Origin of the sequence: Prescottella sp. D32 (assembly GCF_037287305.1) — a bacterium.
Taxonomy (GTDB): Bacteria; Actinomycetota; Actinomycetes; order Mycobacteriales; family Mycobacteriaceae; genus Prescottella; species Prescottella equi.
On record NZ_JARBSW010000002.1, the window covers coordinates 457,834 to 483,253 of the forward strand.

At 70.0% G+C, this 25,420-nt stretch carries 22 protein-coding genes; 13 read left to right on the forward strand and 9 right to left on the reverse strand.

The window, feature by feature from the left end; translation table 11 throughout:
* The first annotated feature begins 54 nt into the window (after positions 1 to 54).
* The 4 genes from PSS76_RS11750 to PSS76_RS11765 are packed head-to-tail and all read left to right on the forward strand — an operon-like array spanning position 55 to position 4,229.
* Positions 55 to 660, forward strand: coding sequence for a hypothetical protein (locus tag PSS76_RS11750; RefSeq protein ID WP_064058006.1), 606 nt, complete (start codon positions 55 to 57; stop codon positions 658 to 660).
* Positions 661 to 716: 56 nt separating this feature from the next.
* Complete coding sequence (locus tag PSS76_RS11755) at positions 717 to 2,258, forward strand: carboxylesterase/lipase family protein (RefSeq protein WP_013415150.1); 1,542 nt, start codon at positions 717 to 719, stop codon at positions 2,256 to 2,258.
* Positions 2,255 to 3,730, forward strand: coding sequence for a carboxylesterase/lipase family protein (locus PSS76_RS11760; protein WP_013415149.1), 1,476 nt, complete (start codon positions 2,255 to 2,257; stop codon positions 3,728 to 3,730). Before PSS76_RS11755 ends, PSS76_RS11760 begins: the two co-directional genes overlap by 4 nt.
* Positions 3,731 to 3,788: 58 nt before the next feature.
* The gene (locus PSS76_RS11765; protein WP_013415148.1) at positions 3,789 to 4,229 is read left to right on the forward strand and encodes a GtrA family protein; all 441 of its coding nucleotides are present in this window, start codon (positions 3,789 to 3,791) and stop codon (positions 4,227 to 4,229) included.
* Here PSS76_RS11765 and PSS76_RS11770 read toward each other — a convergent pair.
* Together PSS76_RS11770 and cobF are read right to left on the reverse strand one after the other, a co-directional pair.
* Complete coding sequence (locus tag PSS76_RS11770) at positions 4,212 to 5,078, reverse strand: Fpg/Nei family DNA glycosylase (RefSeq protein WP_005514884.1); 867 nt, start codon at positions 5,076 to 5,078, stop codon at positions 4,212 to 4,214. The genes PSS76_RS11765 and PSS76_RS11770 overlap by 18 nt on opposite strands.
* A 76-nt stretch (positions 5,079 to 5,154) precedes the next feature.
* Complete coding sequence (gene cobF, locus PSS76_RS11775) at positions 5,155 to 5,895, reverse strand: precorrin-6A synthase (deacetylating) (protein WP_013415147.1); 741 nt, start codon at positions 5,893 to 5,895, stop codon at positions 5,155 to 5,157.
* A gap of 123 nt (positions 5,896 to 6,018) precedes the next feature.
* Here cobF and PSS76_RS11780 point away from each other — a divergent pair, with 123 nt between their 5' ends.
* The 3 genes from PSS76_RS11780 to PSS76_RS11790 all read left to right on the forward strand — a co-directional run bounded on the left by PSS76_RS11780 (position 6,019) and on the right by PSS76_RS11790 (position 7,694).
* Positions 6,019 to 6,777, forward strand: a complete 759-nt coding sequence (locus PSS76_RS11780; protein WP_049799418.1) for a thymidylate synthase — start codon at positions 6,019 to 6,021, stop codon at positions 6,775 to 6,777.
* Positions 6,777 to 7,259 carry a dihydrofolate reductase gene (locus PSS76_RS11785; RefSeq protein WP_013415145.1) on the forward strand — a complete coding sequence of 161 codons (483 nt, stop codon included), beginning with the start codon at positions 6,777 to 6,779 and terminating at the stop codon, positions 7,257 to 7,259. The genes PSS76_RS11780 and PSS76_RS11785 overlap by 1 nt, the downstream gene beginning before the upstream one ends.
* A gap of 108 nt (positions 7,260 to 7,367) precedes the next feature.
* Positions 7,368 to 7,694 carry a cupin domain-containing protein gene (locus tag PSS76_RS11790; RefSeq protein ID WP_022594495.1) on the forward strand — a complete coding sequence of 109 codons (327 nt, stop codon included), beginning with the start codon at positions 7,368 to 7,370 and terminating at the stop codon, positions 7,692 to 7,694.
* Here the strand turns inward: PSS76_RS11790 and PSS76_RS11795 are convergent, their stop codons facing one another.
* Positions 7,695 to 8,309: a TetR/AcrR family transcriptional regulator gene (locus PSS76_RS11795; RefSeq protein WP_013415144.1), complete on the reverse strand. Its 615-nt coding sequence runs from the start codon at positions 8,307 to 8,309 to the stop codon at positions 7,695 to 7,697.
* A gap of 58 nt (positions 8,310 to 8,367) precedes the next feature.
* Complete coding sequence (locus PSS76_RS11800; RefSeq protein ID WP_013415143.1) at positions 8,368 to 9,084, reverse strand: transglutaminase domain-containing protein; 717 nt, start codon at positions 9,082 to 9,084, stop codon at positions 8,368 to 8,370.
* Between the two features lie 193 nt (positions 9,085 to 9,277).
* Between PSS76_RS11800 and PSS76_RS11805 the strand changes: the two genes are divergently transcribed.
* A complete protein-coding gene (locus PSS76_RS11805; protein WP_013415142.1) occupies positions 9,278 to 10,963 on the forward strand; it encodes a sensor histidine kinase in 1,686 nt (561 codons plus the stop codon).
* A 68-nt stretch (positions 10,964 to 11,031) separates the two neighbouring features.
* Here the strand turns inward: PSS76_RS11805 and PSS76_RS11810 are convergent, their stop codons facing one another.
* The gene (locus tag PSS76_RS11810) at positions 11,032 to 11,664 is read right to left on the reverse strand and encodes a response regulator (protein WP_022594492.1); all 633 of its coding nucleotides are present in this window, start codon (positions 11,662 to 11,664) and stop codon (positions 11,032 to 11,034) included.
* Positions 11,665 to 11,815: 151 nt separating this feature from the next.
* Here PSS76_RS11810 and PSS76_RS11815 point away from each other — a divergent pair, with 151 nt between their 5' ends.
* Both PSS76_RS11815 and PSS76_RS11820 read left to right on the forward strand, forming a co-directional pair.
* Positions 11,816 to 12,172 (forward strand): hypothetical protein, encoded by a 357-nt coding sequence (locus PSS76_RS11815; protein WP_013415140.1) that lies wholly within the window; start codon positions 11,816 to 11,818, stop codon positions 12,170 to 12,172.
* Positions 12,165 to 12,803: a Dabb family protein gene (locus PSS76_RS11820; RefSeq protein WP_013415139.1), complete on the forward strand. Its 639-nt coding sequence runs from the start codon at positions 12,165 to 12,167 to the stop codon at positions 12,801 to 12,803. The genes PSS76_RS11815 and PSS76_RS11820 overlap by 8 nt, the downstream gene beginning before the upstream one ends.
* Positions 12,804 to 12,808: 5 nt before the next feature.
* Here the strand turns inward: PSS76_RS11820 and PSS76_RS11825 are convergent, their stop codons facing one another.
* Positions 12,809 to 15,133, reverse strand: coding sequence for an ATP-binding protein (locus PSS76_RS11825; RefSeq protein WP_337456213.1), 2,325 nt, complete (start codon positions 15,131 to 15,133; stop codon positions 12,809 to 12,811).
* A 159-nt stretch (positions 15,134 to 15,292) separates the two neighbouring features.
* Here PSS76_RS11825 and htpG point away from each other — a divergent pair, with 159 nt between their 5' ends.
* Both htpG and PSS76_RS11835 read left to right on the forward strand, forming a co-directional pair.
* Positions 15,293 to 17,245: a molecular chaperone HtpG gene (htpG, locus tag PSS76_RS11830; RefSeq protein ID WP_013415137.1), complete on the forward strand. Its 1,953-nt coding sequence runs from the start codon at positions 15,293 to 15,295 to the stop codon at positions 17,243 to 17,245.
* A gap of 165 nt (positions 17,246 to 17,410) precedes the next feature.
* The gene (locus tag PSS76_RS11835; RefSeq protein WP_005514899.1) at positions 17,411 to 18,400 is read left to right on the forward strand and encodes a rod shape-determining protein; all 990 of its coding nucleotides are present in this window, start codon (positions 17,411 to 17,413) and stop codon (positions 18,398 to 18,400) included.
* Here the strand turns inward: PSS76_RS11835 and PSS76_RS11840 are convergent, their stop codons facing one another.
* Positions 18,401 to 21,274, reverse strand: a complete 2,874-nt coding sequence (locus PSS76_RS11840) for an FtsW/RodA/SpoVE family cell cycle protein (RefSeq protein WP_337456214.1) — start codon at positions 21,272 to 21,274, stop codon at positions 18,401 to 18,403.
* Complete coding sequence (locus PSS76_RS11845) at positions 21,271 to 22,521, reverse strand: hypothetical protein (RefSeq protein WP_337456215.1); 1,251 nt, start codon at positions 22,519 to 22,521, stop codon at positions 21,271 to 21,273. The genes PSS76_RS11840 and PSS76_RS11845 overlap by 4 nt, the downstream gene beginning before the upstream one ends.
* 243 nt (positions 22,522 to 22,764) lie before the next feature.
* On the opposite strand from PSS76_RS11845, the gene PSS76_RS11850 reads away from it, so the two are divergent.
* Complete coding sequence (locus PSS76_RS11850; RefSeq protein WP_337456216.1) at positions 22,765 to 24,333, forward strand: FUSC family protein; 1,569 nt, start codon at positions 22,765 to 22,767, stop codon at positions 24,331 to 24,333.
* 71 nt (positions 24,334 to 24,404) lie between these two features.
* Here the strand turns inward: PSS76_RS11850 and PSS76_RS11855 are convergent, their stop codons facing one another.
* Positions 24,405 to 25,301 (reverse strand): universal stress protein, encoded by an 897-nt coding sequence (locus tag PSS76_RS11855; protein WP_013415133.1) that lies wholly within the window; start codon positions 25,299 to 25,301, stop codon positions 24,405 to 24,407.
* Between the last annotated feature and the right edge of the window lie 119 nt (positions 25,302 to 25,420).

The window sequence follows — 25,420 nt, forward strand, 5'->3', positions numbered from 1 at the left end:
CCGACAGCCGCCAGGCCTTCGACACCTCGCCGCGTGCGATGAAATGCTGTCACGATGGCCTACAAGGGATCTCGCACCAAGACGACGGCGATCTGGCTGTCACCCGAGGACGAGGTGCGCGTCGGCCGCGCAATCGCGGATGCGGCACCCCGCGCCGCCTGGCTCTGCAGCCCGCCGGGCCCGGCCGGACTACACCCGGTTCACCTGCACCGAAATCTCGAGCAGGCATTCGAGTGTGGTCCCGTTCAGGCGTTTCTGCTGATGCCCTTCGCAGCGGCGCCGCCCGGCGACGTCGAGCCGGACGCGGACGTCGAGATCACCCCGGCGCTGACGGGGCGGGCGCTCGTCCAACTCCTGCGTTCCCGGCACGTGGACGACGAGTGGAGTCGGTCCGGCGAGCATGGGAAGGCCTTTTCGTCCGGGCGGCTCGCGGTGCGCTGGTCCGAGCCCGAGGTGGGTCCGGACGAGCATCGGCTCCTGTCGGAGCAGACCGACATCGTGTGGGCGGCGATGCGCTGGGCCACGCGTCCGGCGAGGCTGCTCGGGCCGGACGGTCGCGTCTCCACCGCTGGACGCATCGGGCAGGCAGCGTACGACATGGTCACGACGACCGGGATCCCGCTGACCCGTGGCGGGCCGGAGCGCTGCGCACTCGCCTGACGACACCGCTCGCGACCCGCCCGGCCGCGGCGTCCTGCCGCCGTATAGTCGCGAACATGAGGCCGAGTCTCGACGTGACCACCTCCGACGGCATCGTCCGGGGGCTGCGGATGGGCGATCTGTCGACCTGGCGCGGGATTCCGTTCGCTGCTCCGCCGGTGGGGCCGCTGCGGCTGCGGGCACCGCACCCGGTGCAGCCCTGGGCCGGGGTCCGCGACGCCACCGAGTTCGGCAACGCCGCCCCCCAGTCTCGAATGGGCACGACGCTGCGACCGGGCAAGTACCAGCCGATCTCCGAGGACTGCCTGACGCTCAACATCGTCGCGCCCGCCGCACCGAGTGCGGAGCTCCGGCCGGTGATGGTGTTCGTGCACGGCGGCGCGTTCGTTCTCGGCACCACCGCGATGGGCATCTACCGGGGCGACCGCCTGGCGCGCCGCGGCGATGTCGTCTACGTGTCGCTGAACTATCGCCTGGGCGCCCTCGGCTATCTCGACTTCACCGAGTTCTCGACGCCCGAGCGTCCCATCGACGCCAACCTCGGTCTCCGCGACCAGGTCGCCGCGCTGCAGTGGATCCAGCGCAACATCGCGGCGTTCGGCGGTGATCCGGACAACGTCACGCTGTTCGGGGAGTCCGCGGGCGGCACGTCGGTGACGACCCTGCTGGCGACCCCCTCGGCGCGGGGCCTGTTCGCCCGCGCGATCTCCCAGAGTTCCGCGCCCGTCCTGGTGGGCGACGCCACTCGCGCGCGGACGTGGGCCCGGCAGTTCCTGCCGCTGCTCGGCTGCGACGACCCGGCCGACGCGACCCGTGCTCTCGACGCGGCCACCCCGGCCGAACTCGGCAAGGCGGCCGGACGATTGGGTGCGAAAGTGCTCGCGGAGACACCCGGGCTGCACCCGTTCGGGCCCGTCGTGGACGGCGACTTCCTGCCCGTCGCCCCGTTGCAGGCGTTCACCGACGGCACCGCGCATCCCGTGCCGTTGATCATCGGCACCAACGCCCGCGAGGGCACTTTGTTCCCCAAGGTGATGGACGGTCTGCCCACCGACGCGGCCCGCATCGACGCGATGTTCGCCCTCACCGATCCCGCCGCCCGCGATCGTGTGGTCGCCGCGTACCTTGGCTATCCGGGAGTGGCCGCGGCGATCGACCTCGGCGGCGACCTCACGTTCTGGAAGCCGTCGGTCGACATTGCCGACGCGCATTCGGCGCACGCCCCCACCTACAGCTACCGGTTCGACTACGCGCCGCGTCTGCTGCATCGCCTCGGCCTCGGTGCCACGCACGCGTTCGAGTTGTTCGCGGTGTTCGGCTACGGCGAGTCCGCGGCCGGTCGGGCGCTGACGGCCTACGGTGGTCGACGCGGACTGCGGACGGTCACCGATCGGGTCCAGGAGAACTGGATCTCGTTCGCCCGGGGCGGTGTTCCGGAGCCGTGGTGGCCCCGGTACGACGCCGAGAACCGGCGCACCCTGATATTCGACGTCCCCACCCGCGTCGAGCGGGACCCCAATCGGGACCGGCGCCTCGCCTGGTCCGGTTACCGCGGCTATCTCGGCGAGGGCACGGCCGAAGCCGAACGGCTTTCGTGAGCGACGACCACGCGGCTGTCACGTATGCGGACGGAACCGTCCGCGGCCGGCGCCTCGCGGATCTGTTGTCGTGGCGTGGAATCCCTTACGCCGCACCGCCGGTCGGACCACTGCGGCTGCGCGCGCCCCGACCGGTCTCGCCGTGGGCGGGCGTTCGCGATGCCCTCTCGTTCGGCCCGCCGGCCCCCCAGCGGCGTCGCCGCGGCAGCGAGGACTGCCTCACACTCAACATCCTCCGGCAGGCCGAACCGAGCGCCGCCCCGCGCCCCGTCATGGTCTACATCCACGGCGGGGCCCACACGGCCGGGACGTCCGCGGCACCGATGTACAGCGGGGCGTCCCTCGTCCGCCGCGGCGACGTCGTGTTCGTCTCGCTCGGCTACCGGCTCGGAGCGCTCGGCTACCTCGACTTCCGCGAGTTCTCCACGCCGGAACACACTTTCGACGCCAATCTCGGCCTGCGTGACCAGATCGCCGCGCTCGAATGGGTGCAGCGGAACATCGCGGCCTTCGGCGGGGACCCGTCGAACGTGACACTGTTCGGCGAGTCGGCGGGAGCGGACGCCGTCGTCACCCTGATGTGCACGCCAGCGGCGCGGGGCCTGTTCGCCCGCGCGATCGCGCAGAGCCCGCCGCCCGCAACGTCCAACGGCACCGAACTGGCAGGGCTGTGGGCGCGGGAGTTCCTGGACCTGGCGGGCGTGTCACGGGCGGACGCGGCCCACTACCTGACGACGGCGTCGCCCGAAGCACTCGTCCGGACCGCCGCGACGCTCAGCGCGCGAGGCGCCGACGAGGTTCCCGGTGTCCGCCCGTTCGCGCCCGTCGCCGACGGCGCAGTGCTGCCCGACCATCCCCTCGACGCGTTCGAGGCGGGTACCGAACACCGGGTTCCCCTGATCATCGGTACCAACGCCCAGGAGGGGCGCATCTTTCCGCGGATGCTCGACATCCTGCCGACCGACCGCACCCGGATCGAGAAGATGTTCGAGGGCACCGACCCGGCGATCGCGGCGCGCGTGACGGCCGCCTACCCCGGCTATCCGCGGCGGCGGGCGGCCGCCGACCTCGGCGGGGACGTCGTGTTCTGGGAGCCGTCGCTGCGCTGCGCACACGCACACACCCGGCACACGGAGACCTACATGTACCGGTACGACTTCGCGCCGCGCCTGTTGCACCTGGCCGGTCTGGGTGCGACGCACGCGACGGAACTGTTCGCGGTCTTCGGCCGGCGAGGAGTGGGCGTCCGCACGCTGACCGCGCTGGGTGGGCGCAAAGGACTGCGCGCGGTCACCGACACGATGCAGCGCCACTGGCTCGAGTTCGCCCACTCCGGCCGCCCGCTGGACTCGTGGCCGCGGTACTCGTCCGAGCACCGCGATACCTTGATCATCGACGAGGTCTGTCGGGTGGAGTGCGACCCGGCGCGCCGCCGCCGGGAGGCATGGCTCGGATACCGGCACCGTCATTAGATCTCGAATGGGTTACCGTTGCGAGTTGCAACCAAATCTCAGGCTGTGGGAGACCTCGATGGCGATGCGCGAACTGCGTCTGGGCGGTGACGGCTGGGCCGCGCAGCTCACTCGGTTCGCACTCGTCGGCGGATCGAGCAACGTCCTGTATGCGCTGTCGTTCGTCGTCCTCGACGCCTACGGAACGTTCCTGGCGAACGCCGTGGGCGTCGCGACCAGCACGGTGCTCGCCAACGAACTGCACCGCCGCCGCACCTTCCGTGCCGCCGACCGGGTGCCGTGGTTCGCCGCTCAATGGGAGGGCGGCGCGCTCGCGCTGCTCGGCCTCGTGATCAGCTCGCTCGTGCTGGCCGCGCTGCACTTCTTCCTTCCCGACGCCACCGATCTCGTGTCGATCGCGCTCGTGATCGCGGTGAGTGGAGTGGTCGGAGGGCTGCGATTCGTGGCGCTGCGCGGCTGGGTGTTCGGCCGCCGGGACCCGCTACTTCAACAGCCGTGACATCCGCCGGTCGGCGAGGATCTTGCCACCGGTCTGGCACGTCGGGCAGTACTGGAACGACCGCTCGGCGTACGCCACCTCCCGCACCGTGTCGCCGCACACCGGGCACGGCATCCCGGTCCGCGCGTGCACCGTCATCCCGGCGCGCTTCTCGCCCTTGAGCCGGGCCGCCTCCTGCCCTACCGAACGTTCGACGGCGTCGGACAGCTCGGCGCGCATCGCGTCGTACAACCGGTCCACCTCGTCGGGCGCCAGCTTCGACGTCGTCGCGAACGGGGACAGCCGGGCCGCGTGCAGGATCTCGTCGGAGTAGGCGTTACCGATTCCGGCCAGCAGCGACTGGTCCACGAGCGCCGTCTTGATCCGGGACGTGGTGCCGGCGAGGATCTCGCCGAACTGTGGGCGGGTCACCTCGAGCGCGTCCGGCCCGAGTCGCGCGATTCCCGGGACGAGCAGCGGGTCCGTCACCACCCACACCGCGAGCCGCTTCTTGGTGCCGGCCTCGGTGAGGTCGAAGGCGGGGGTCTCGCCGTCGGGGGTGAAGAAGTGCACGCGCACCGCCAGCGGCCCCTTGCCGGGTTTCGGCGGCGCCGAACCGGGGTTGTCGATCCAGCGCAGCCAGCCGCCGCGGGACAGGTGCGCGATGAGCCACAGCCCGTCGCAGTCCAGCGCGAGGTGCTTGCCGAACCGGTCCGCCCCGGTGACGTTGCGGCCCTGCAACGAGGTGATCGGCGGATCGAACGTCTTGAGCACACTCAACGCGGCCACGTCGACGCGTCCCACGACCGCACCCACGGCATGATCGCGCAGGAACTGGGCCAGGGCCTCCACCTCGGGCAGTTCGGGCATGGGGCCAGCGTAAGGCGGCTCCGCCGCCCGTGCGCCTTTTCGGTAGCTCCGACCACCGAAAAGGCGCACGGGCGCGTCAGCGCCTGATCAGATAGATGTCCATGATCCAGCCCTTGCGCTCCCGCAGTTCGGCGCGGACGCGGACGATCTCGTCCTCGACCTCGCGGAGCTTGCCGGAGATCAGCACCTCGTCCGGCAATCCCAGGTACGCGCCCCACCAGATCTCGGCATCCTCGTCCGGGACGTGGGTGAAGCTGCATTCCGCGTCGAGCATCACGACGGCCGTGCCGACGCCGTCCGGTAGGCCGTCGCGCAGCTTCCTACCGGTGGTGACGTGCACCGGCTCGCCGATCCGGTTGAGCACGATCCGGTGCTGCGCGGCGAGCGCCTGGATGCTCGTGACGCCGGGGATCACCATGTAGTCGAACGCGACGTTGCCGCGGGCCAGGACGCGCTCGACGATGCGCAGTGTGCTGTCGTACAGCGACGGGTCACCCCACACGAGGATCGCGCCGACACCGTCCTCGGCCGCGAACTTCTCCTCGAACACCTGGGCCCGGCGGTCGTGCCAGTCGTCGACGACACCGGTGTAGTCGGACGGCGTCCGGTCCCGCGGTGGGTCGAGGATGTCGACGATCCGGTAGTCGCGGTCCATGTGCTCGGCGAGGATGCTGGTTCGCAGATCCACCAGTTCCTGCTTCTCGTCGCCCTTGCCGATGACGAAGAACACGTCGGCCCGGTTCATCGCCTTGACGGCCTGGATCGTCACCTGGTCGGGGTCGCCGGCGCCGATGCCGATCACGAGAAGCTCACGCATGGGCGCAGGCTATCGCCTGTGCGCCTTTCCGGTAGCACCCACCACCGGAAAGGCGCACGGGTGGCGCAGCCGCCTAGACTGACCCCCGTGCACTCCCCCTACGAAGATCTCCTGCGCCTGGTCATGGACACCGGAACTGCCAAGGCGGACCGCACCGGAACCGGGACGCGCAGCGTCTTCGGGCATCAGATGCGCTGGGATCTCGCCGAGGGGTTCCCGCTGATCACCACCAAGAAGGTGCACCTCAAGTCCATCGTCTACGAGCTGCTGTGGTTCCTGCGCGGCGAGTCGAACGTCAAGTGGCTGCAGGAGCACGGCGTCACCATCTGGGACGAGTGGGCGGACGCGGACGGCGAGCTGGGCCCGGTGTACGGCGTGCAGTGGCGGTCGTGGCCGACGCCGTCGGGCGAGCACATCGACCAAATCACCAAGGTCATCGAGACGCTGAAGACCAACCCGGACTCGCGGCGAATCATCGTCTCGGCGTGGAATGTGGCCGACCTCGACGCCATGGCGCTGCAGCCGTGCCACGCGTTCTTCCAGTTCTACGTCGCCGACGGCAAGCTCAGCTGCCAGCTGTACCAGCGCAGCGCGGACCTGTTCCTCGGTGTGCCGTTCAACATCGCGAGCTACGCGCTGCTCACCCACATGGTGGCGCAGCAGGCCGACCTCGAGGTGGGCGACTTCATCTGGACCGGTGGCGACTGCCACATCTACGACAACCACGTCGACCAGGTCACCGAGCAGCTTTCCCGGGAGCCGCTCCCCTATCCGACGCTGAAGCTGAACAAGCGCGACTCGATCTTCGACTACACCTTCGAGGACGTCGAGATCGTCGACTACCGGCACCATCCGGCGATCAAGGCACCGGTGGCCGTCTGATGATCGGCCTGATCTGGGCCCAGACGACGTCGGGCGTGATCGGACGCGACAACACGATCCCGTGGCGGGTCCCGGAGGACATGGCCCGGTTCAAGGACACGACCATGGGTCATCCCGTGGTGATGGGCCGGTTGACGTGGGAATCGCTGCCCCCGAAGTTCCGTCCGCTGGCCGGCCGCACCAACATCGTCGTCACCCGCCAGGACGGATGGAGTGCCGACGGCGCCCGGACCGCACACGGGATCGAACAGGCGCTCGAGGTCGCCGGCGACACCGCCTGGGTGATGGGCGGCAGCCAGATCTACACAGCAGCAATGCCGTTCGCGGACCTGCTGTCGGTGACCGAGATCGACGCCGACATCGAGGGCGATGCCTTCGCCCCGACGATCGGGAACGAGTGGGTGATCGGGAACGAGGGCGACTGGCACATCTCCGAGAAGTCCGGGCTGCGCTACCGGTTCCTGACATACGTGCGGGGCTGACCGGACCGGGACGGTGGCCGAACCGTTAGGTCGATGTCCGGACCATTCGCCCCCGGGTGGGTCATACTGCGGGAACCACCGCCCCTGCCGTCCCGGGAGTGACATGTGATGGACAAGACCTCGCTGACCGCGCTCGCCCGCCAGCAGCTCAAGCTGGCGGCCACGTCGTCGAGTGGCCGCAGCTCGCAGACCGTGCACGGCGGTCACCAGCGGCATCTGCGCCAGACCGTCATCGCGCTGAGCGCCGGGAAGTCGCTGGCCGAGCACGACAGCCCGGGCGAGGCGACGCTCCTGGTGCTCAGCGGCAAGCTCGCGCTCATCTCCGGCGAGGACTCGTGGAAGGGATCGACGGGCGACCTGCTCATCATTCCCCCGACGCGGCACAGCGTGGAGGCGCTCGAGGACGTCGCGTTCCTCCTCACGGTCGCGAAGTAGTCACACCATCTGGTCGAGGGGTGCGGGGACCACGCCGAGCGACAGCAGTCCGGCCACGAAGGCGCGCAGCGCAGTCTCGTCCGTCGTGTCGATCACGCCCCCGGTCGTGATGAACGAGGTCACCAACCGGAAGGCCCACTCGCACACCGCGCGCGGATCGATGGTGGCGAGCTGCTCGGCGGTCATCAGTCGTTCGAACAGGGGGGCGAGGTAGTCGGTGCCGCGCTCGACGAACGGCCGGGCCCGCACCGTGAACCATGGCAGCACGACCTCCGGGTCGTCGCGGAGTCCCTTCTGGAGCAACATGTGGCGGCGCGCATAGCCGACAGCGAAGACGACGCAGTCGGTGAGCCCGGTATCCAGCCGCTCGCTGTCCCGGAGCACGGGCGTCAACAGCGTGAAGAACCGGGTGATCTCCCGCTGGAACAGCGCCTCGAAGATCTCGGCCTGATCGCCCACGTACTTGTAGACCGTCGGCCGGGACAGGCCGGCCCGCTCGGAGATCACCGCGTGCAGTCGCGTGCCGTACCCGGACTCCACCAGGCAGGCTTCTGCGGCGTCGAGGATCCGTTCCCGAATCGCGACGGGGCTCAGATCTTGTGCTCGAGATCTCATTCGCGGGATTGTAGTGCGAACGACACCTACCGGCCGGTTCAGTTCTTCAGGCCCGACGTCACCATGCTCCCCAACGACCGAAGGCCGGTTCCAGCACCACGCGTACGGCCCGGGGAAGGGTCTGCCCGTACGCGCGGAACAACTCGTCCCGCGAATCGAACGTGCCGAGTGACCGAATCACGAACCGAGACAGGTCGACGCACCCCGTGGCAGCAGTGTTTTCCCAGGTTATGACGCTTCTTCCGGCGGCGTCGAAAAGTGTTTCCCCGCCTCGATTAGAGAAGTCGGCCGCCGAGGTTGCGCAGCCGGACGTGAATGCGCGGGACGCGTCGACCCATTCGCCGTCGACGAGAAAGCTCGGCCACGCCAGCAGGACTCGGTCCGGAACGACAGGACGAAGGCAGCGGAAGCGCGGATACCAGAACTCCCCGCGGAGGACGAGTCCCTCGACCCTGGTCGGGATTCCGTTCCGTCGCGCGAGCGCTTCGACGACAGCGAGACGCTGGCTGCACGATCCACGGAGCTTTGCCAACGTCGCCGATGTCCGCTGCGTGTCGTCGAGTGCGTAGACCGGCCGAATGCGCAGCTGAACCATTCGGTGGACCTGTTGCAGATACTCCACACCGGCGCCGTCGACGTCGGGAACGCCGAGGCTCTCGAACACCGGCGCATCCCAGTCGAGGATCGCGGTGCGCGCGACACTGCCGTCGGTAACCCTCCCGTCGAGTGCTCGCAGATCCCGCCTTCGCCAGGTCGTGATCAGAGAGCAGCTCATGCGGCCATGCTAGAGGGAAGTCCGGCGCCGACCCCCTCCCCCGAGGATCGACGCCGGACAGTCAAAGGCGGGAGCAGGCCACCACGACCCCGCTCCCGATCACTTCACCCCCTACATCGGGCGCCTACTGCAACGCGTTACACCCGGACACAACCAAATTTTCGGGAGAGTTTCGGGCGCCTATGCTGCGTGCATGGTGGAGAGCGGCAGCTGGGACCTCGGGGAGTTCGACGACCTGGAGGAACTGCTCGCCGACATGCGCAGTCGCCTCGTGGAAAGCGTCGCGACGCCGGCCCGGCTGCGGGAACTGCTCGAGGCGGTCCTGGTCGTCGGGGCGGGGCTGGAACTCGATTCGATCCTGCAACGCATCGTGCAGGCGGCGACGACACTGCTCGACGCACGCTACGGGGCGCTCGGTGTCCGCGATCCGGACGGCGGACTGTCGGAGTTCGTGTACGAGGGCATCACCACCGAGCAGCGGGCCCGGATGGGGCACCTCCCGGAGGGGCACGGGCTGCTGGGCCTGTTGATGGAACACCCCCGGCCGGTTCGTGTCTCACACCTGGGCGCGCACCCGGCGTCGGTCGGCTTCCCGCCGAACCACCCCCCGATGGACAGTTTCCTGGGCATGCCGATCATTGTGCGAGGCCAGGTTTTCGGCAGCATCTACCTCACCGAGAAGCGCACCGGCCCCGAGTTCACCGACGAGGACGAGACGATCCTCGACGCCCTGGCCACGTCGGCCGGCGTCGCGATCGACAACGCGCATCTGTTCGAGGAGTCCCGAACCCGGGAGCGTTGGGTGACGGCGCTCCGGTCCGCGAACGCCCGCCTGCTGTCCGGCGGGTCCATCGACGAGGCGCTCGATCTGCTGGTCACCCGCACCCGCGACCTGTGCTCGGCCAGCGGAGCCTACGTGGTCGTGGTGGAGGAGGACAACGACGCGACGATCGAGGCGGCGTCGTCCGACGGCGGTCCCCGCCCCGGCAGCCACATCGACCTGTCCGGGTCCGACCTGCTGTCCGTGGTCCGCGGCCGCCGCCCGGCGCTGCTCGGCGAGCACGACCGGATCGGGCCGTTCGGTGCCGACGAACCGGTGCGGATCGCGGCGCTCCCGCTCTCGACGACGTCGGGGGTCGCCGGAATGCTCGTGGTGACCCGCGCCGGCACCGCGAGTTGGGCCGCCGACGAGATCACGAGGCTGGGGTCGATGGCCGATTCGGCGGCCCTGGCCGTCGAGTTCGCCGATCAGCAGCAGCGTCGCCGTCAGCTCGATGTCCTCGCCGACCGGGACCGCATCGCGCGCGACCTGCACGACAACGTCATCCAGCAGTTGTTCGCGACCGGGATGAGCCTGCAGAGCCTGCTGCTGGACACGACCGCGCCGCTGCCCGAGGCGACGGCCGGCACGATCACGAAGTCGGTGTCCCAGCTCGACCGGATGATCCACGAGATCCGCACCACGATCTTCGACCTGCAGACGACGGGGGATCAGCCCAGCACGAGCCTGCGCCGGCGCCTGCTCGACGCGATCGGCGACCTGACGACCCGCTCCGAAGTGGTGCCCAACGTCCAGTTCACCGGCGCGATCGACACCTTGGTGCCGGCGCGGATCCATCCGCACGCCGAGGCGGTGCTGCGGGAGGGGCTGAGCAACGCGTTGCGGCACGCCGATGCGACGACCATCGACGTCGTGATCGACGCGGCCGACCGGCTCACGATCCGGATCTGCGACGACGGCGTCGGCGTGCCCGAGACCACGCGGCGCAGCGGCCTCGACAACCTGGCCCGACGCGCTGAGCAGTGCGGCGGTACCTTCACGCTGCTGCCGGGTGTCAGCTGCGGCACCGAACTGACGTGGCGGGTGCCGCTGCGTTAGGCGCTCCGCGCCCGTGCGCACTTGTGGTGGGGACGGCTACCAAAAAGGCGCACGGGCGCCGCAGGCGCCTATCGCTTGTTCCGCAGCTCCGTGGCCAGCACCGCGGCCTGGGTGCGACGCTGCATGCCCAGTTTGGCGAGCAGTCGCGAGACGTAGTTCTTGATCGTCTTCTCGGCGAGAAACAGCCGTTCGGCGATCTCACGGTTGGTCAGACCCTGGCCGATGAGGTCGAAGACGGCTCGCTCCTGATCGGACAGTTCGGCGAGCGGGTCGGCGGTGCGCTCGGAGCGCATGCGCTGCATCAGTGCGGCGGTGGCGCGGCTGTCGAGCAGCGAACCGCCGGCGCCGACGGTCCGCACCGCCGAGATCAGGTCGGTGCCGAGGATCTGCTTGAGCACGAATCCGGACGCGCCGGCCATGACTGCGTCGAACAGGGCCTCGTCGTCGGCGAACGACGTGAGCATCAGGCAGCGGAGGTCTGGGAGGACGGTGCGCAGGTCACGGCACAGTTCGACGCCGTTGCCGTCGGGGAGCCGGACGTCGAGCACCGCGACGTCGGCGCCGCTGGACGGAATCCGGGCCATCGCCTCGCCCACCGACGCGGCCTCGCCGACCACGGTGAGGTCGGGCGCGCTGCCGAGTAGATCCACCAGCCCGCGTCGCACGATCTCGTGATCGTCGACGAGAAAGACCCGAGTCATCGGTGTCACCTCCATGTCCGTTCCGGAAAACGCTACCGCGCCGCGGCCGCTTTCCTGGTGTCGGACCTCCCGCTGCATGGAATCGGCCGTGGCGGTGTCGCACACACCACACCTAGCGTCGGCGTCGAGTTGCTGTGGTGAGAGGAGCCCGATGACGCACACGGCGGAAGCCATCGTCTACATCGTCGACGAGATGGTGGTCCGGCCTGGACGGGGCCGCGAATTCCTCTCCGCCTACCTCGAGCGGTACGCGCCCGGCGCGGAAGCTCGCGGCCTCACCCTCGACCGCGCCCTCGTCAGTCCGCCGGTGTGGCTCGACGACCAGTCGAACACCGTGACCGTCACGTGGACGGTCCCGGGAGTCGAGGCGTGGTGGCAGCAGCGGTGGGCGGCGGGACGCGACCCCGGCGTCGCGCAGTGGTGGGCCGAAGCGGACGACTGGCTGCTCAGCCGAAACCGCAGCACGTCGTGTCCGGTCGAGGATCTCGCGGCGGTGACCGGTGTTTGAGGTCACCAAGCTGATCAGGTTCGCCGACGGCGTCGACGAACCCGAAAGAGAGACCGTGCTGTCGGGGGTGGCGTCCGACGTCTTGCCCCATGCCCGGAGCGCCCTGATCCGGCCCACGCTGCCGGGCGGAATCGCGGCCGGGGACGTCATCGCCCGGTTCCGGTTCGACGTCGAATCCGATTGGCGGGCAGCTCAGAACGACGTCGAGCGACGCTTGTGGACCGCAGCGGTCGAGCACGTGGATTCCGTGACCCACACCGGGACACCGCGACCCGCGAAGTCCGATGCCCCGCCCACCGTGTTCCGGACACTGCTGGTCGCGGTCGATCCGTCGACGGACCCGAAGGTGTTACGGCAGTTCGAATCCGAGACCGCGGCGATGGCGGACTACATCCCCTCGATCGGGGCATCGCAACTCGGCCGGGTACACGAGGCGTCGGGCTCGGCGCGGTGGACGCACGTGTGGGAGCAGGAGTACGCGAGCCTGGACGGACTGACCGGCCCGTACATGACGCACCCTTATCACTGGGCGCACGTCGACCGCTGGTTCGACGCCGAGCGCGGGCAGCGCATCGTGACCGCGCTGTGCCACAGCTTCTGCCGGATCGAGGAGCCGATCCTCGTCGGCTGACACGGTCAGCGGGCTCCCCCGCGCTGCGCGACCATCCACGCCGCGACCTGGGTGCGCGAGGTGAACCCGAGCTTGGCGAGGATGTGGTCGACGTGCCCCTCGACGGTGCGCGGGGCGATCACGAGGCGCTCGGCGATGGCGCGGTTCGTCATGCCCTCGGCGACGAGTTCCGCGACCTGCATTTCGCGGCGGGTGAGGTTGTGCCCGCTGTCGGCGGCCGGTTCCGCAACGTCCAGCGGCTGTTCCCCGAGCGCGTACGCGATGACCTCCTCGGTGTTCATCGCCACGCCGCGCTGACGGGCAGCGTCGAAGGCGTTGTCACCGAGCGCTTCACGGGCTCGACGCACACACTGCTCGTGGTAGGCCACCAACGGCTGGAACTTCTCGATGGGACTGCCCGTCGCGGTGAAGAGCACCTCGGCGGCGCCGAGGAACACCGCGGCCCGTTCCGGATCCTGCTCGACGACCGCCCAAGCCAGCTGTTCGAAACACCAGGCCCCACCGTACTGGTTGTCCAGCGCGCGCAGGAGGGGTAGAGCCTCCACGAGCATCGCGGTTCCCCGCTCGAGCTGCCCGTGCCGCCAGAGCGACGACCCGTAGTCGGACATGATCATCGCGCGCCACATGATTTCGCCGTGGGCCTCGGTGACGGCGAGCGCCTCGTCGTAGTGCGCGGACGCCTCGTCGGGATCGCCCAGGATGTCGATCACGTACCCCTGCCAGTAGAGCGCGGGCACGAGATCGTAGAGCTCGTCACGCTCGCGGAACACCGCGATCGCCCGCCCCAGATCGGCCTGCGCCGGCTCCAGGTCGCCCCGCGTGACCGCGGCGTAAGCGACCGCTGCCGTCGCCCGCGCGGCCGACACGTCGCCGCCACCTTCCTCGGCCAGCCGACGGGCCTTGTCCGCCAACACCGTCGCCGCGACGATGTCCTGTTGGAGCGCGGCGAGCATGCCGTTCACGCACAGCGCCTCGATACGTTCGTCGATCGGCCCACCGTCCCCCTCCCACGACCGTCTCAGCCAGAGGCGGCCCTCGTTGAACCGGCCCCGCACGATCCACGCCGGGTACAGCGCCGCCGTGATCTGCAACGCGGCACCCCAATCACGCTCCGCCAGTGCGAATTCGATCGCCTCACGAATGTTCGACTGCTCGACGTCCACGGCGGCGGCCCACTGGACCTGCCGGGGACCGATCCAGTCGTCCTTGGCGCGCAGGACGAAACGCTCGAACCAGTCGAGGTGCCGACGGCGCACGATGTCCGTCCAGCCGAACTCCTCCAGCTTCTCCTGCCCGTACTCGCGGATCGTCTCGAGCATCCGGTACCGGGCGAGAACCCCCGTCGAGTCCGCCTCGTCGCGCACCAGTATCGACTTGTCCACCAGCGCGGTCACCACGTCGAGCACGTCCACCGGCCCGGCTTCGTCGTGCAGCACGCTCTCGGCCGTATCGAGATCGAAGCCACCCGCGAACACCGACAGGCAGGCCCACAACCGCCGTTCCGAGTCGGTGCACAGGTCGTAGCTCCAGTCGATGCTCATCCGCAGCGTCTGCTGTCGGCCCGGGCTGGTGCGGCCACCGAGCGTCAGCAACCGGAAGCGATCGCTCAGCCGGTCGCGGATCTGCTCCACCGACAGCGCCCGCAGCCTGGCGGCGGCCAATTCGATCGGCAGTGGCAGGCCCTCGAGCCGCGCACAGATCTCCTCGACCACCGCCCGGTTGTCGTCGGTGACGCGGAAATCGGGCACTGCTGCACGCGCCCGTTCCTCGAACAGCAGGACCGCGTCGGACATCTGCTCGCCCGGACCGGTCCCCGCGGCGACCGTCAGCGGCGGCACCCGGACGACGGCCTCCCCGCCGATACCGAGCGGCTCGCGGCTGGTCGCGAGCATCGACAGGCCCGGGCACGCGCGGAGCAGGGTGTCGGAGAAGTTCGCCACGGCGTCGACCAGGTGCTCGCAGTTGTCGAGGATCAGCAGTGCACGCCCGTCCGCCAGGTGCTCGACGAGCACGGCCTCCGGCGGGCGGGCCGACCAGTCCTGCAGACCGAGGACGTCCGTCACCGTCTGCCACAGCAGGTCGGGATCGCGCAGGTCCCCCAACTCCACGAACCACGTTCCACCGGTGAACACCTTGCGGGACTCGCGAGCGACGCGGAGCGCGAGCCGGGTCTTGCCGACGCCGCCGGGGCCGGTGAGCGTCACCAGGCGCGACTCGGACAGCAGCCGCCGGACCTCGGCCACCTCGTTCTGCCGTCCCACGAAGCTGTCCAGCTCCTCGGGAAGACTCGCCCTGCCGATCCCCGCGTCGGTCCGCACCGCACCGCGCACGATTCCAAGATACGTCCGCGCGCGTCACCGGAAAGCCACTCCGACCAGCAGGCGAGCGTAACGTTCGCGTCACGCGAACAGCCGGTTCGTGCGACGGTGCGCGGGCCGGCGAGCCGCTACCATCTGCGTCGAACGTTCTGCTGTCGAAGGGGACCACGAATGACCACGGGTATCGAACAGCGCGAGTTCCAGACGGAGACTCGCCAGATCCTGGATCTGATGATCCACTCGGTGTACTCCAACAAGGACACCTTCCTCCGTGAGCTCGTCTCGAACGCGTCCGACGCGCTCGACAAGCTCAAGTTGGAGGCCTACCGCGACAAGGACCTCGAGGCCGACACGTCGGATCTGCACATCGAGCTCGAGGTGGACGCCGACACGCGCACCCTGACGGTGCGCGACAACGGCATCGGCATGTCCCGCGACGAGGTGATCGACCTGATCGGCACCCTCGCCAAGTCGGGCACCGCCGAGCTTCGCCGCAAGCTGCGCGAGGCGAAGGACGCGGCGGCGTCGGAGGAGCTGATCGGACAGTTCGGCATCGGCTTCTATTCGACGTTCATGGTCGCCGACAAGGTCACGCTGCTCACCCGCAAGGCCGGCGAGAAGCACGGCACGCGCTGGGAGTCGAGCGGCGACGCCACCTACACGATCGAGACCGTCGACGACGCCCCGCAGGGCACGTCGGTGACGCTGCACCTCAAGCCCGAGGACGTCGAGGATCACCTGTACGACTACGCGTCCGAGCGCAAGCTCCGCGAGATCGTCAAGCGGTACTCGGACTTCATCGCGTACCCGGTGCGGATGCAGGTGGAGCGTCCGGCACCGAAGAGTGACGACGATGCGGACGACGCCGCGCCGAAGACGGTGGTCGAGACCGAAACCCTCAACTCCATGAAGGCGCTGTGGGCCCGGCCGCGCAGCGAGGTCACCGACGACGAGTACAACGAGTTCTACAAGCACGTCAGCCACTCGTGGGACGACCCGCTCGAGGTCATCCCGATGAAGGCCGAGGGCACGTTCGAATACCAGGCGCTGCTGTTCATCCCGTCGCACGCCCCGTTCGACCTCTTCTCCCGGGAGCACCGCGCGGGCATCCACCTGTACGTCAAGCGGGTGTTCATCATGGACGACTGCGAGGAACTCATGCCCGAGTACCTGCGCTTCGTCAAGGGCGTGGTGGACGCGCAGGACCTGTCGCTCAACGTCTCTCGCGAGATTCTGCAGCAGGACCGCCAGATCCGGGCGATCCGGCGCCGGCTCACCAAGAAGGTCCTCACCACGATCAAGGACATGCTCTCGTCCGACGACGAGGCGACCCGCGAGAAGTACCGGACCGTCTGGTCGCAGTTCGGCCGGGTCCTCAAGGAGGGTCTGCTCTCGGACTTCGACAACCGCGACACCCTGCTCGAGATCTCGTCGTTCCCGTCGACGCACAGCGAGGACGAGCAGACCACGCTCGCGCAGTACGTCGAGCGGATGAAGGACGGCCAGGAGCAGATCTACTACCTCACCGGCGAGTCCCGCCAACAGCTCGAGGCGTCGCCGCACATGGAGGCGTTCCGAGCCCGCGGCCTCGAGGTGCTGCTCCTCACCGACCCGGTCGACGAGATGTGGGTGACGTCGGTCCCCGAGTTCGACGGCAAGCCGCTGCAGTCGATCGCGAAGGGTGAGGTGGACCTCGACACCGAAGAGGAGAAGAAGGACGCCGAGGCCAAGCGTGAGGAACAGGACAAGCAGTTCGCCGACGTTCTCGCCTGGCTCACCTCCACCCTGGAGGAGCAGGTCAAGCAGGTGCGCCTGTCGACGCGCCTCACCGACTCCCCCGCCTGCATCGTCGGCGACGAGTTCGGCATGACGCCGTCGCTCGAGCGCATGTACCGGGCGTCGGGCCAGGAGGTCCCGCACTTCAAGCGGATCCTCGAACTCAATCCGACCCACCCGTTGGTGGAGGGCCTGCGCGCCGCGCACGCCGAACGCGGTGACGATCCGAGTCTCGCCGAGACCGCCGAATTGCTCTACGGCACCGCTCTTCTCGCAGAGGGCGGCGAGCTGGAGGATCCGGCACACTTCGCGAAAATGCTCGCAAACCGCCTGGCACGGACCCTCTAGACACGCTCACAGGTTCGACGCAGCGCCCGCGGGAGTCACCTCCCGCGGGCGCGGTCGTTCGCGACGCACGATCGCACCGAGCGCTGCCCCGCGAAACCGGCCATGAAGCTGCGTGGTGTGCGTAGCATCTAATCCATCTCGTTCGATTCCCTTCGGGAGGCCGACGTGCGTGGACTTGGCATCGATCTCGGAACTACCAACACTGTCGTCGGAACCCTCGACGGCGGAATCGTCCTGAACGAACCGTCTTTCATGCTGGTGCGGAACAAGGACCCGCATCGGGCCCTCGTGATAGGCCAGGATGCGCGCAATCTCGTCGGCCGCACCCCGGCAGGGATCTCCCAGGTGCGGCCCATGCGCGACGGCGTGATCGTGGACCTGGAGTCGGCCCGGGCTTTCGTCACGGCCGTCATCGAGCAGGTCGCGCCGCACCGCCGTTACGGCCGACGGCAGACGGCCGTCTTCTCGGCACCCGCCGGGGCCACCCCGCTCGAGCGCCGCGCCCTGCTCGAGGTCGGGCACGAGGCGGGCCTGCGGAAGGTCGGGCTGATCCCCGAACCCGTGGCCGGCGCACTCGGGTGCGGCGTCAACCCCCTCGAACCGCGGGCGCATCTCGTCGTGAGCGTGGGCGGCGGCGTATCGGAGGTCACCGCGATCTGCTTCGGAGGCGTGATCTCGCACCGCAGTTGCCAACTGGCGGGCGAGGAACTGACCGAGGCGCTGCACCACTACCTGCGCGAAGAACACCAGATCATCGTCGGCGAACTCACCGCGGAGCGCGCGAAGATGGGCGCCCCCGACACCGCCGACGAACAATCGCTCGTGGTGGAGGGACTGGACGCCGTCACCGGCCGCGCCCGGCTGATCTCGCTCGACGTCGAGGAGATCGTGGAGGCGCTGCGACCGACCACGACGGGAATCGTGCAGACCCTCACCGCATGCCTGGAAGATCTTCCCCCGCAAGCGATCAGCGACGTGATGTCCGAGGGCGTTCTGATGATCGGCGGTGGCGCGATGCTCCGCGGGCTGTCCCAGTTGTTCGAGGAGTCGTTCGGCCTGCCGGTGAAGACGGCCGAACGCCCCCTCACGTGCGTCGCCGAGGGCGCCACCGCCTGCCTCGATCACCCCGAGGTCGTTGCCGCCTACAGCGGCTGATCACCGGCCGGGTTCCGGCGCCGGTGCCGCAGGCGGGGGGCCCGGCCGCTCCGCGAGGTAGCGCTCGAGGATGGCCTTGACCACGGGACCGGATGTGGCGGAACCGAACCCGCCGCCGCGAACCAGTGCGGTCACGACGATCTCGGGGGTTTCGAAGGGCACCACCGCGGAGAACCAGGCGTTGAGCCCGCCCGGCGCCGACGGATCCTCCGCTGTACCGGTCTTGGCGCCGGCCGTCACCGGCAGCGTGGCCAGCTGGCCCGCGGTGCCCGCGGTGGCCGAGGCCCGCATTCCGGCGCGGACAGGACCGAGGTTGTCGGCGAAGGGAAGGCGCTGCGGCTCGCCCGTGGGAATCGGGGCGCCGTCGCCGGTGGCGTCGGCGGCGGCGAGTTGCGGGGTGACGAGCGCGCCGGTCGCGATGCCGGACGTCCAGCGCGCCACCTGCACCGGCGTCGCGATCACGGTGCCCTGGCCGATACCCATCAACAGCGTGGAGCCGGGATACCACGTGCCACCGATGTCGGCGACGTTCTCCGGGGTGCCGAGGAACCCGGCGGACTCGCCGGGCAGGTCGATGCCGGATCGGCTGCCCACACCGAGCTCGGACGCGGTCCGCGCCATCCGTTCGGGACCGAGGAGTTCCCCGAGCTTGTAGAAGTACACGTTGTCCGACCACTGGATCGCGCCCAACAGTTTGTTCGGTCCCATCGGTTGCCAGTTCGCGAACGTGTGCCCGCCGTAGCTGTAGGCGGCACCGGTCTCGATCACCTCTTCCGGGTCCAGGACCTGCTCCTCCTGGTTCGCCGACGCGACGACGATCTTGAAGGTGGAGCCGGGTGGCGCGGCGGTCTGGTAGGCGTGGTTGAGCATCTTGCCGGGCCCCGCCCCCTCGGTCTGGGCGGCCAGCGCGACGGCGTCGACGGGGGGACCGTAGACGTTGTTGTCGTACCCGGGCACGCTGGCGAGCGCGAGCACCCCACCGGTGCGCGCGTCCATCACGACCGCCGCGCCGAGGTCACCTCCGCTGCTGCGGACCGCCTGGGCCAGCGCGTCCGTCGCCAGCGTCTGCAGGCCGATGTCCAGGTGCAGTCGCAGGTCGTGGCCCGGCACCGGATCGACCCGCTCGGCGGGGCCCACCAGGTTGCCGGCGGGGTCGACGTACACACATTGTCTGCCGTCGGTGCCGCGGAGCAGCGCGTCGTACTGCTTCTCGAGGCCCGCCCGGCCCACCCTCGACCCGAGGGCCAGCTGCGGCCAACGTTCCATGTCCTGCGGATCGCCGACGCCGACGTAGCCGAGCACCGAGGCGAGCGAGGGTCCGTACGGGTAGTGCCGCTTTCCAGAGGGCACGACGAGCACCCCGGGCAGCTTCGCGTCGATGATCCGCCGCGCCTGCTCCGGGGGCACCCGGCCGACGACGGCCTGCATCTCGCCGTCGCCGCGGGCGCTCAACGTTTCCGCCAGCTCGGCGTCGGGCTCGCCGAGCAGCCCGGCCAGCATGATGCGTTCCCCGGAATCGTCCTCGTCGAACATGCGGCTGACCACCGATATGGAGTACTCGGGCACGTTGGTCGCCAGCGGCACCCCGTTGCGGTCGAGGATCTCGCCGCGCTCGGCGGGCAATCGGATGCACCGGGTCATCTGGGTGTCGCTGAGCGCGCGCAACTCCGGACCCCTGCCACTCTGCAACTGCCACGCGAAGACCGACATGGCCACGAGGAGCGCGGTGACCGCGAGCGAGCCGGCCGTGACGCCCCGGGGCCGACCGCGGCGAGTCGACGGCTGCGCCCACAGCGGGCGGCCGACACCGTCGCGGCGCACCGCGAGCACCAGTCCGATCGCCACGAATCCGACGACCGCGACGGTGCCTCCGTAGCTGAACATCGGGAGCGGCATCCCGGTCTGGGGCAGCACCGACAGGCTCGCCCCGATGGACAGCACCGCGTGGATCCCGAACAGTCCGCCGATTCCCGCGGCCACGAGCGCGGCCTCCCGGGTCCGGGCGCGGCGCGCGGCGAGCGCGGCCCGCCACGTGATCACCAGGCTGGCCGCGATGACGGCGATACCGGCGAACAGCCCCCACCCGTAGACGACGCTCGCGAACGCGAGGTCGTGCTCCGCCTCGGGCAGGTATGCCGCCCTCAGGTCGTAGACCGGGTCGCGCGCCAGGCCCCACAGGCCACCGCTGCCGACCGCGATGTCGGCCTGCATCGACGCCCAGCCCGACCCGCCCGGATCGGCGTCGCTGGAGATGAACGTCTGGATCCGTTCGAGCTGGTACGGGCGCAGGAAGAGCACGGCGATGGGTAGCGCGGCGATCCCCAGGGCGAACAGCGGCATCAGCGGCGCCGCCGGCACCCGGGCCAGGATCAGCATCAACACCGCGATCGCGACGAGTACCACGGCACTCGACAGGTCGGGCTGCAGCGCGACGAGCGCGACGACGCCGCCTGCGATCGCCAACGCCGCCGTCAGTCGGCCCACCGTGTAGCCACCGGCCAGGATGGTCGCGGACACCATCACCAGACCGAGCTTGGCGATCTCCGACGGCTGCACGGTGAACAGGCCGAAGTCCAGCCACCGCTGCGCGCCCTTCACCGCGACGCCGACGAGCGGCACCGCCGCCAGCATCACGACCGAGACTGCGAGGGTCACCCACCCGAACCGGGCCAGATTGTTCACGCGCGTGCGGGAGACGACCCACATCAATCCGAGTCCGATCACCGTGAAGAAGGCGTGGCGGATGGCCTGCGACGTGAACCCGATGGACACCAGGTTGAGGAGACCGAGAACCGCGAGAACGACCGCCGCCGCCACGATCCAGGGGTCGGACTCCCGATCGTGTCCCCGAACCCGGCCGCCGTCCCCACTCATCGGCAGACCGCGTTCTCGGCGGGTACGTACAGCGGCTCCGACGCGGCGACGGCCGGGACGCTCGTGATCGCCGCGACGGCGAGCGCCGGACTGTCCGGAAGGGTGGCCCGGCTCAGGCCGTACACACCGTCGCGCCCCGGCTCCGCCGGGATGGTGACGTCGGACCCCTCACGCACCTCGCCGGTGCAACGGTCGTAGACGTTCAGCTTCCAGGTGACCGCGCCCACCGTCGACGGGTCCAGTCGCACGTCCACTCGGACGGCGCAGGGCCTACCGGGACTGCACAAGCCGTCGGCGAAACTTGCTGTGACCCCGGTGATCTGACCTGACGCGGCCGGGGCACCGGTGTCCACCGCCGCCGGCGCGACCCCGCCTGCGGCCGCCGGGTCCTCGGGTGCGGGTGGCGGCGGCGACACCGGCTCGATGCGGTTCTGTGCGGACGAGGCGTTCACCGGATGGACCAGCGCGTCCCAGCCCCGACTCAACTGATCCCAGGCGCGGGGAGCCGCGACGGCCGACCCGGCGAGAACGACGAGCGCGAGCACGGCGTACAGGCCCTGACGCCGGGACGGTCGCCGCCGCCGACTGTGCCAGGGACTCCGCACCGGCGGATACCAACCGGTACCCGTCACCAGCGATCCGGTCGCCACGGCCGGACCGTTCCGGGTCGCGGACGGGTCGCGCGGCTCCGCGGCCGCCCGGCTGCTCGCCGAGGGCCGGACGGTCGCCGCCTCGACGAGGTCGGCGATCCGGCGCCGCCGCCGGGCCTCCCCGTCGGGGTCGAGTTCGGGATCGATCACCCGACGAATCCGATGAGACGACTCCTGGGGATCCACAGTGCCCGAGACTGATTCGCGAAGAAGATCACCGAAGCCCGAACCGCGGCAGTTGGCCGCGATGCCCCGGATCAGATCGACGAGGCCGTCGTCCACGTCGATACGGGAGTCGACACCGTCGATCGTGAGCCGTCCACCGTCGGACACCGTGACGGCCTCGGGGGGCAGCGTTACCGGCCTGCCCCGACGCGTAGCTGTCAGTTCGACCTGTTCGAGCAGGTCCGCGACCAGTTGCGCGGCCTGCGGCGGCGTCAGGCGGGCCACCGCGAGCAGCGCCCGGAGCGTGATACGGCCACCGGGGGCGCCGCCACCGCCACTGCCCGCGTCGTCGTCGGACGACTCGGCCGGCTCCGATCCGGACAAGGCGGGCCGGCTCCCGCTCGCGTGGACTCCCAAGGCTGCTTCGTTCATCGCGCATCCCCGAAACGATCTGCCTCCCGCGGGCGGCAACGAACCGGTGCGGGCGGGCGGTGGACTGGGCTGGCCGTGCTACTGCTGTCGAAATCCCTTGCGCCTGTTCGAATCCATTTAACTCCGATCCCCTCCGCCGAGGGGAGGAATCGAGAAGGCCACGAGACCCGGATGCACGGTAGGCGACATTCCCGGTTCGCCTGATTCGATCGCGCCCCCGACCGTTTCGTAACGTAAGGATCCGTGTCGATCGAAGCCCCTCCCCCGATTCCCACCCCGGCGCGGCCCTGGCCCGCGCTGGTGCGCGTGCCGCGGGACGGTCGGCGCTGGCCGGGAACTGCGCGGGCGGCGGTCGCCGTCGCCCTGCCCGGCCTGCTCGGCATCGCACTCGGTCACGGTCCGGCGGCCGCGACGGCCGCTCTCGGCGCCTTCGCGGTCGTGTACGGGGAGAGCCGTCCGTATCGGGTGCGGTGGCGAGCGGTCTCGGCCGCGGCCGGAGTGATGGTGGTCGCGGCCACGCTCGGCGCGGTCGTCGGCAGCGCGGTCCACGAAGCGGCGTCCGCCGATGGGTCGGCGTGGTGGCCCATGGCGCTGGTGCTGACGATGTCGGTATTCGTGGCCGTTGCCGCCTTCGTGGTCGACGCGCTGCGCATCGGCGCGCCGGGCGCCTTCCTTCCGCTGCTCGCGGTGGAGATCGCGTCGGCCCTCCCGGCGGCCGGCCTTCCCGTCGGTCACGTCGTCGGCTGGACCGCGATCGGGGCGGCCACCGCGGTGGCCGTCGCCATGTCCGGATGCGTGCTGCGGCCACGGACCCCCGAGCGCGCGGCGGTGGCGTCGGCGATCGCGGCGGTCGACGCCCTCGACCACGACCGGGGATCGGCGGTGCGACGGCACGCCGCGGTCAAGGCGGTCCACACCGCGTGGCAGTGCCTGCACGACGCCGACCTCGCCGCCCGCGACCATCCCCTCACCGAAGACCTGCTCACCGCGCAGGACCGCTGCGTCGCCCTGTTGCACGGGAGCACTTCGACGCTCGACACCGACGGCGAGGACCTGTCTCGGAGCGTTCCCGCTCCGAGGCCGACGGTCCGATTCCGGCTCGGCCGCGCGGCGCACCTGCGGAGCCGATCGACGCTCATCGTGGTGCGACTGCTCGTCGCCTGCCCGACAGCGGGTGCGGCCGCGATGCTCCTCGGCGTCGCCCGCCCGGACTGGGCCGTCATCACCGCGGCCATGATCCTGCATCAGGGCCCGGACCGGATCCTGGGGACGTATCGGGCCGTGCACCGGTTCGCCGGGACCGTCCTGGGCCTGGTGATCCTCGCCGCGCTGACCCCGCTCGACCCGACGGGTGCGGCACTCGTCCTCGTGCTGGCCGCGTCGATGGCCGGCATCCAGGCGTACCTCGTCCGCAACTACGGGCTGGCGATGGTGTTCATCACGATCCTCGCGCTGCTGCTCGCCGGGCTCGGGTCACCGGCGGACCTGACGGCGGTGACGCGCGACCGCCTGGTCGAGACGGTGATCGGTGTCGTCGTCGCCGTCGTCGTGCTGTGGGCGGTGCTGCCCGCGTCGTACCGGCGGATCCTCGACGACGCCGACGCCCGGGTCGACGCGACGATCGGACAGGTCGACGCCGCAACCGACCCCGCCGAGATTCGGGAGCTGCGACGCGCCCTCGAGTTCGACCTGCACTCGGCCACGACGGCCGCTCTCGTGGCGGCCCACACCGACGCCGGCTGGACAGAGACGCGGTGGGCGCGCCATCACGCGCTCAACGAGTCGGGCTATCGGGCCCTGGCCCGCGCCTGAGAGGGTCGAAGACCACGGGAATTCCACGGGGCCGCGCGGCGAACCGCACGGCCCCGGCGAAAAGCTCGGATCTAGGTGCCCGACGGCACGATCAGCACCGGGCAATCGGCGGTGTGCAGCATCGCGCGACTGGTCGAACCCAGCAGCATGCCCTTGAAGCCGCCCCGGCCGCGAGTGCCGACGACGATCAACTGCGCCTGCTCGGCGTACTCGCTGAGCACCCGCACCGGACGGTCACGCGCGACCACACGCTCGACGGTCACATCCGGGTAGCGCTCCTGCCAGCCCGCGAGCCGCTCGGCGAGCACCACTTCCTCACCCGTCTGGATACGGCTCCAGTGCGGGTCGTCCGGTGTCGCGCCGAGCGACGGCTGCACGCTGACATCGCTCCACACGTTGACCGCAACCAGGGTGGCGCCGCGCATCGCGGCCTCCTCGAACGCTGCGGCGACGGCGGGCTTGCAGGACTCGGAGCCGTCGACGCCCACGACGATCGGACCCTCGGTGGGCGGATGCCCGTCGAGCGTGCGGCCACGAACGACGGCGACGGGGCACTCGGAGTGCGCGGCCACCGCGGCCGTCACCGAACCGACGACCAGCCCGGTGATCTCACCGTGGCCGTGCGAGCCGAGGACCACCATCCACGCCTGCTTCGACAGGTCGATCAGCAGCGGCGCCGGCCGGCCCTCGAGTTCCTCGGTCGTGATCTCGATCGCCGCGTTGTCGTCGGCCGACTGCCGGGCGAGGACCTGTGCGCTGTCGAGGCGGGCGCGGGCGGTGTCGTGCAGCTCGTCCTGGAAGCTGCGTGCCAGGTAGGGCTCGGAGTAGTAGAAGGCCGGGATGTGCACGGCGGTCACGATGTGCAGGCGACGCTGATGGGCCGCGGCGGCACGGGCCGCCCACACCACCGCGTTCGATGCCGCTTCGGAACCGTCTACTGCGACGACGATCGCATCTGTTGCGCTCATGGATTCTGATTCTCCTTCACACCCGCGGTGTGTTCCGGGACCTGTCGAGACCCATTGTCCTGATTTCCGGCGGCCCGCGTGTGGGTCTTCGGTCCCGGGCGAGCCGTGACGCTCGGCAC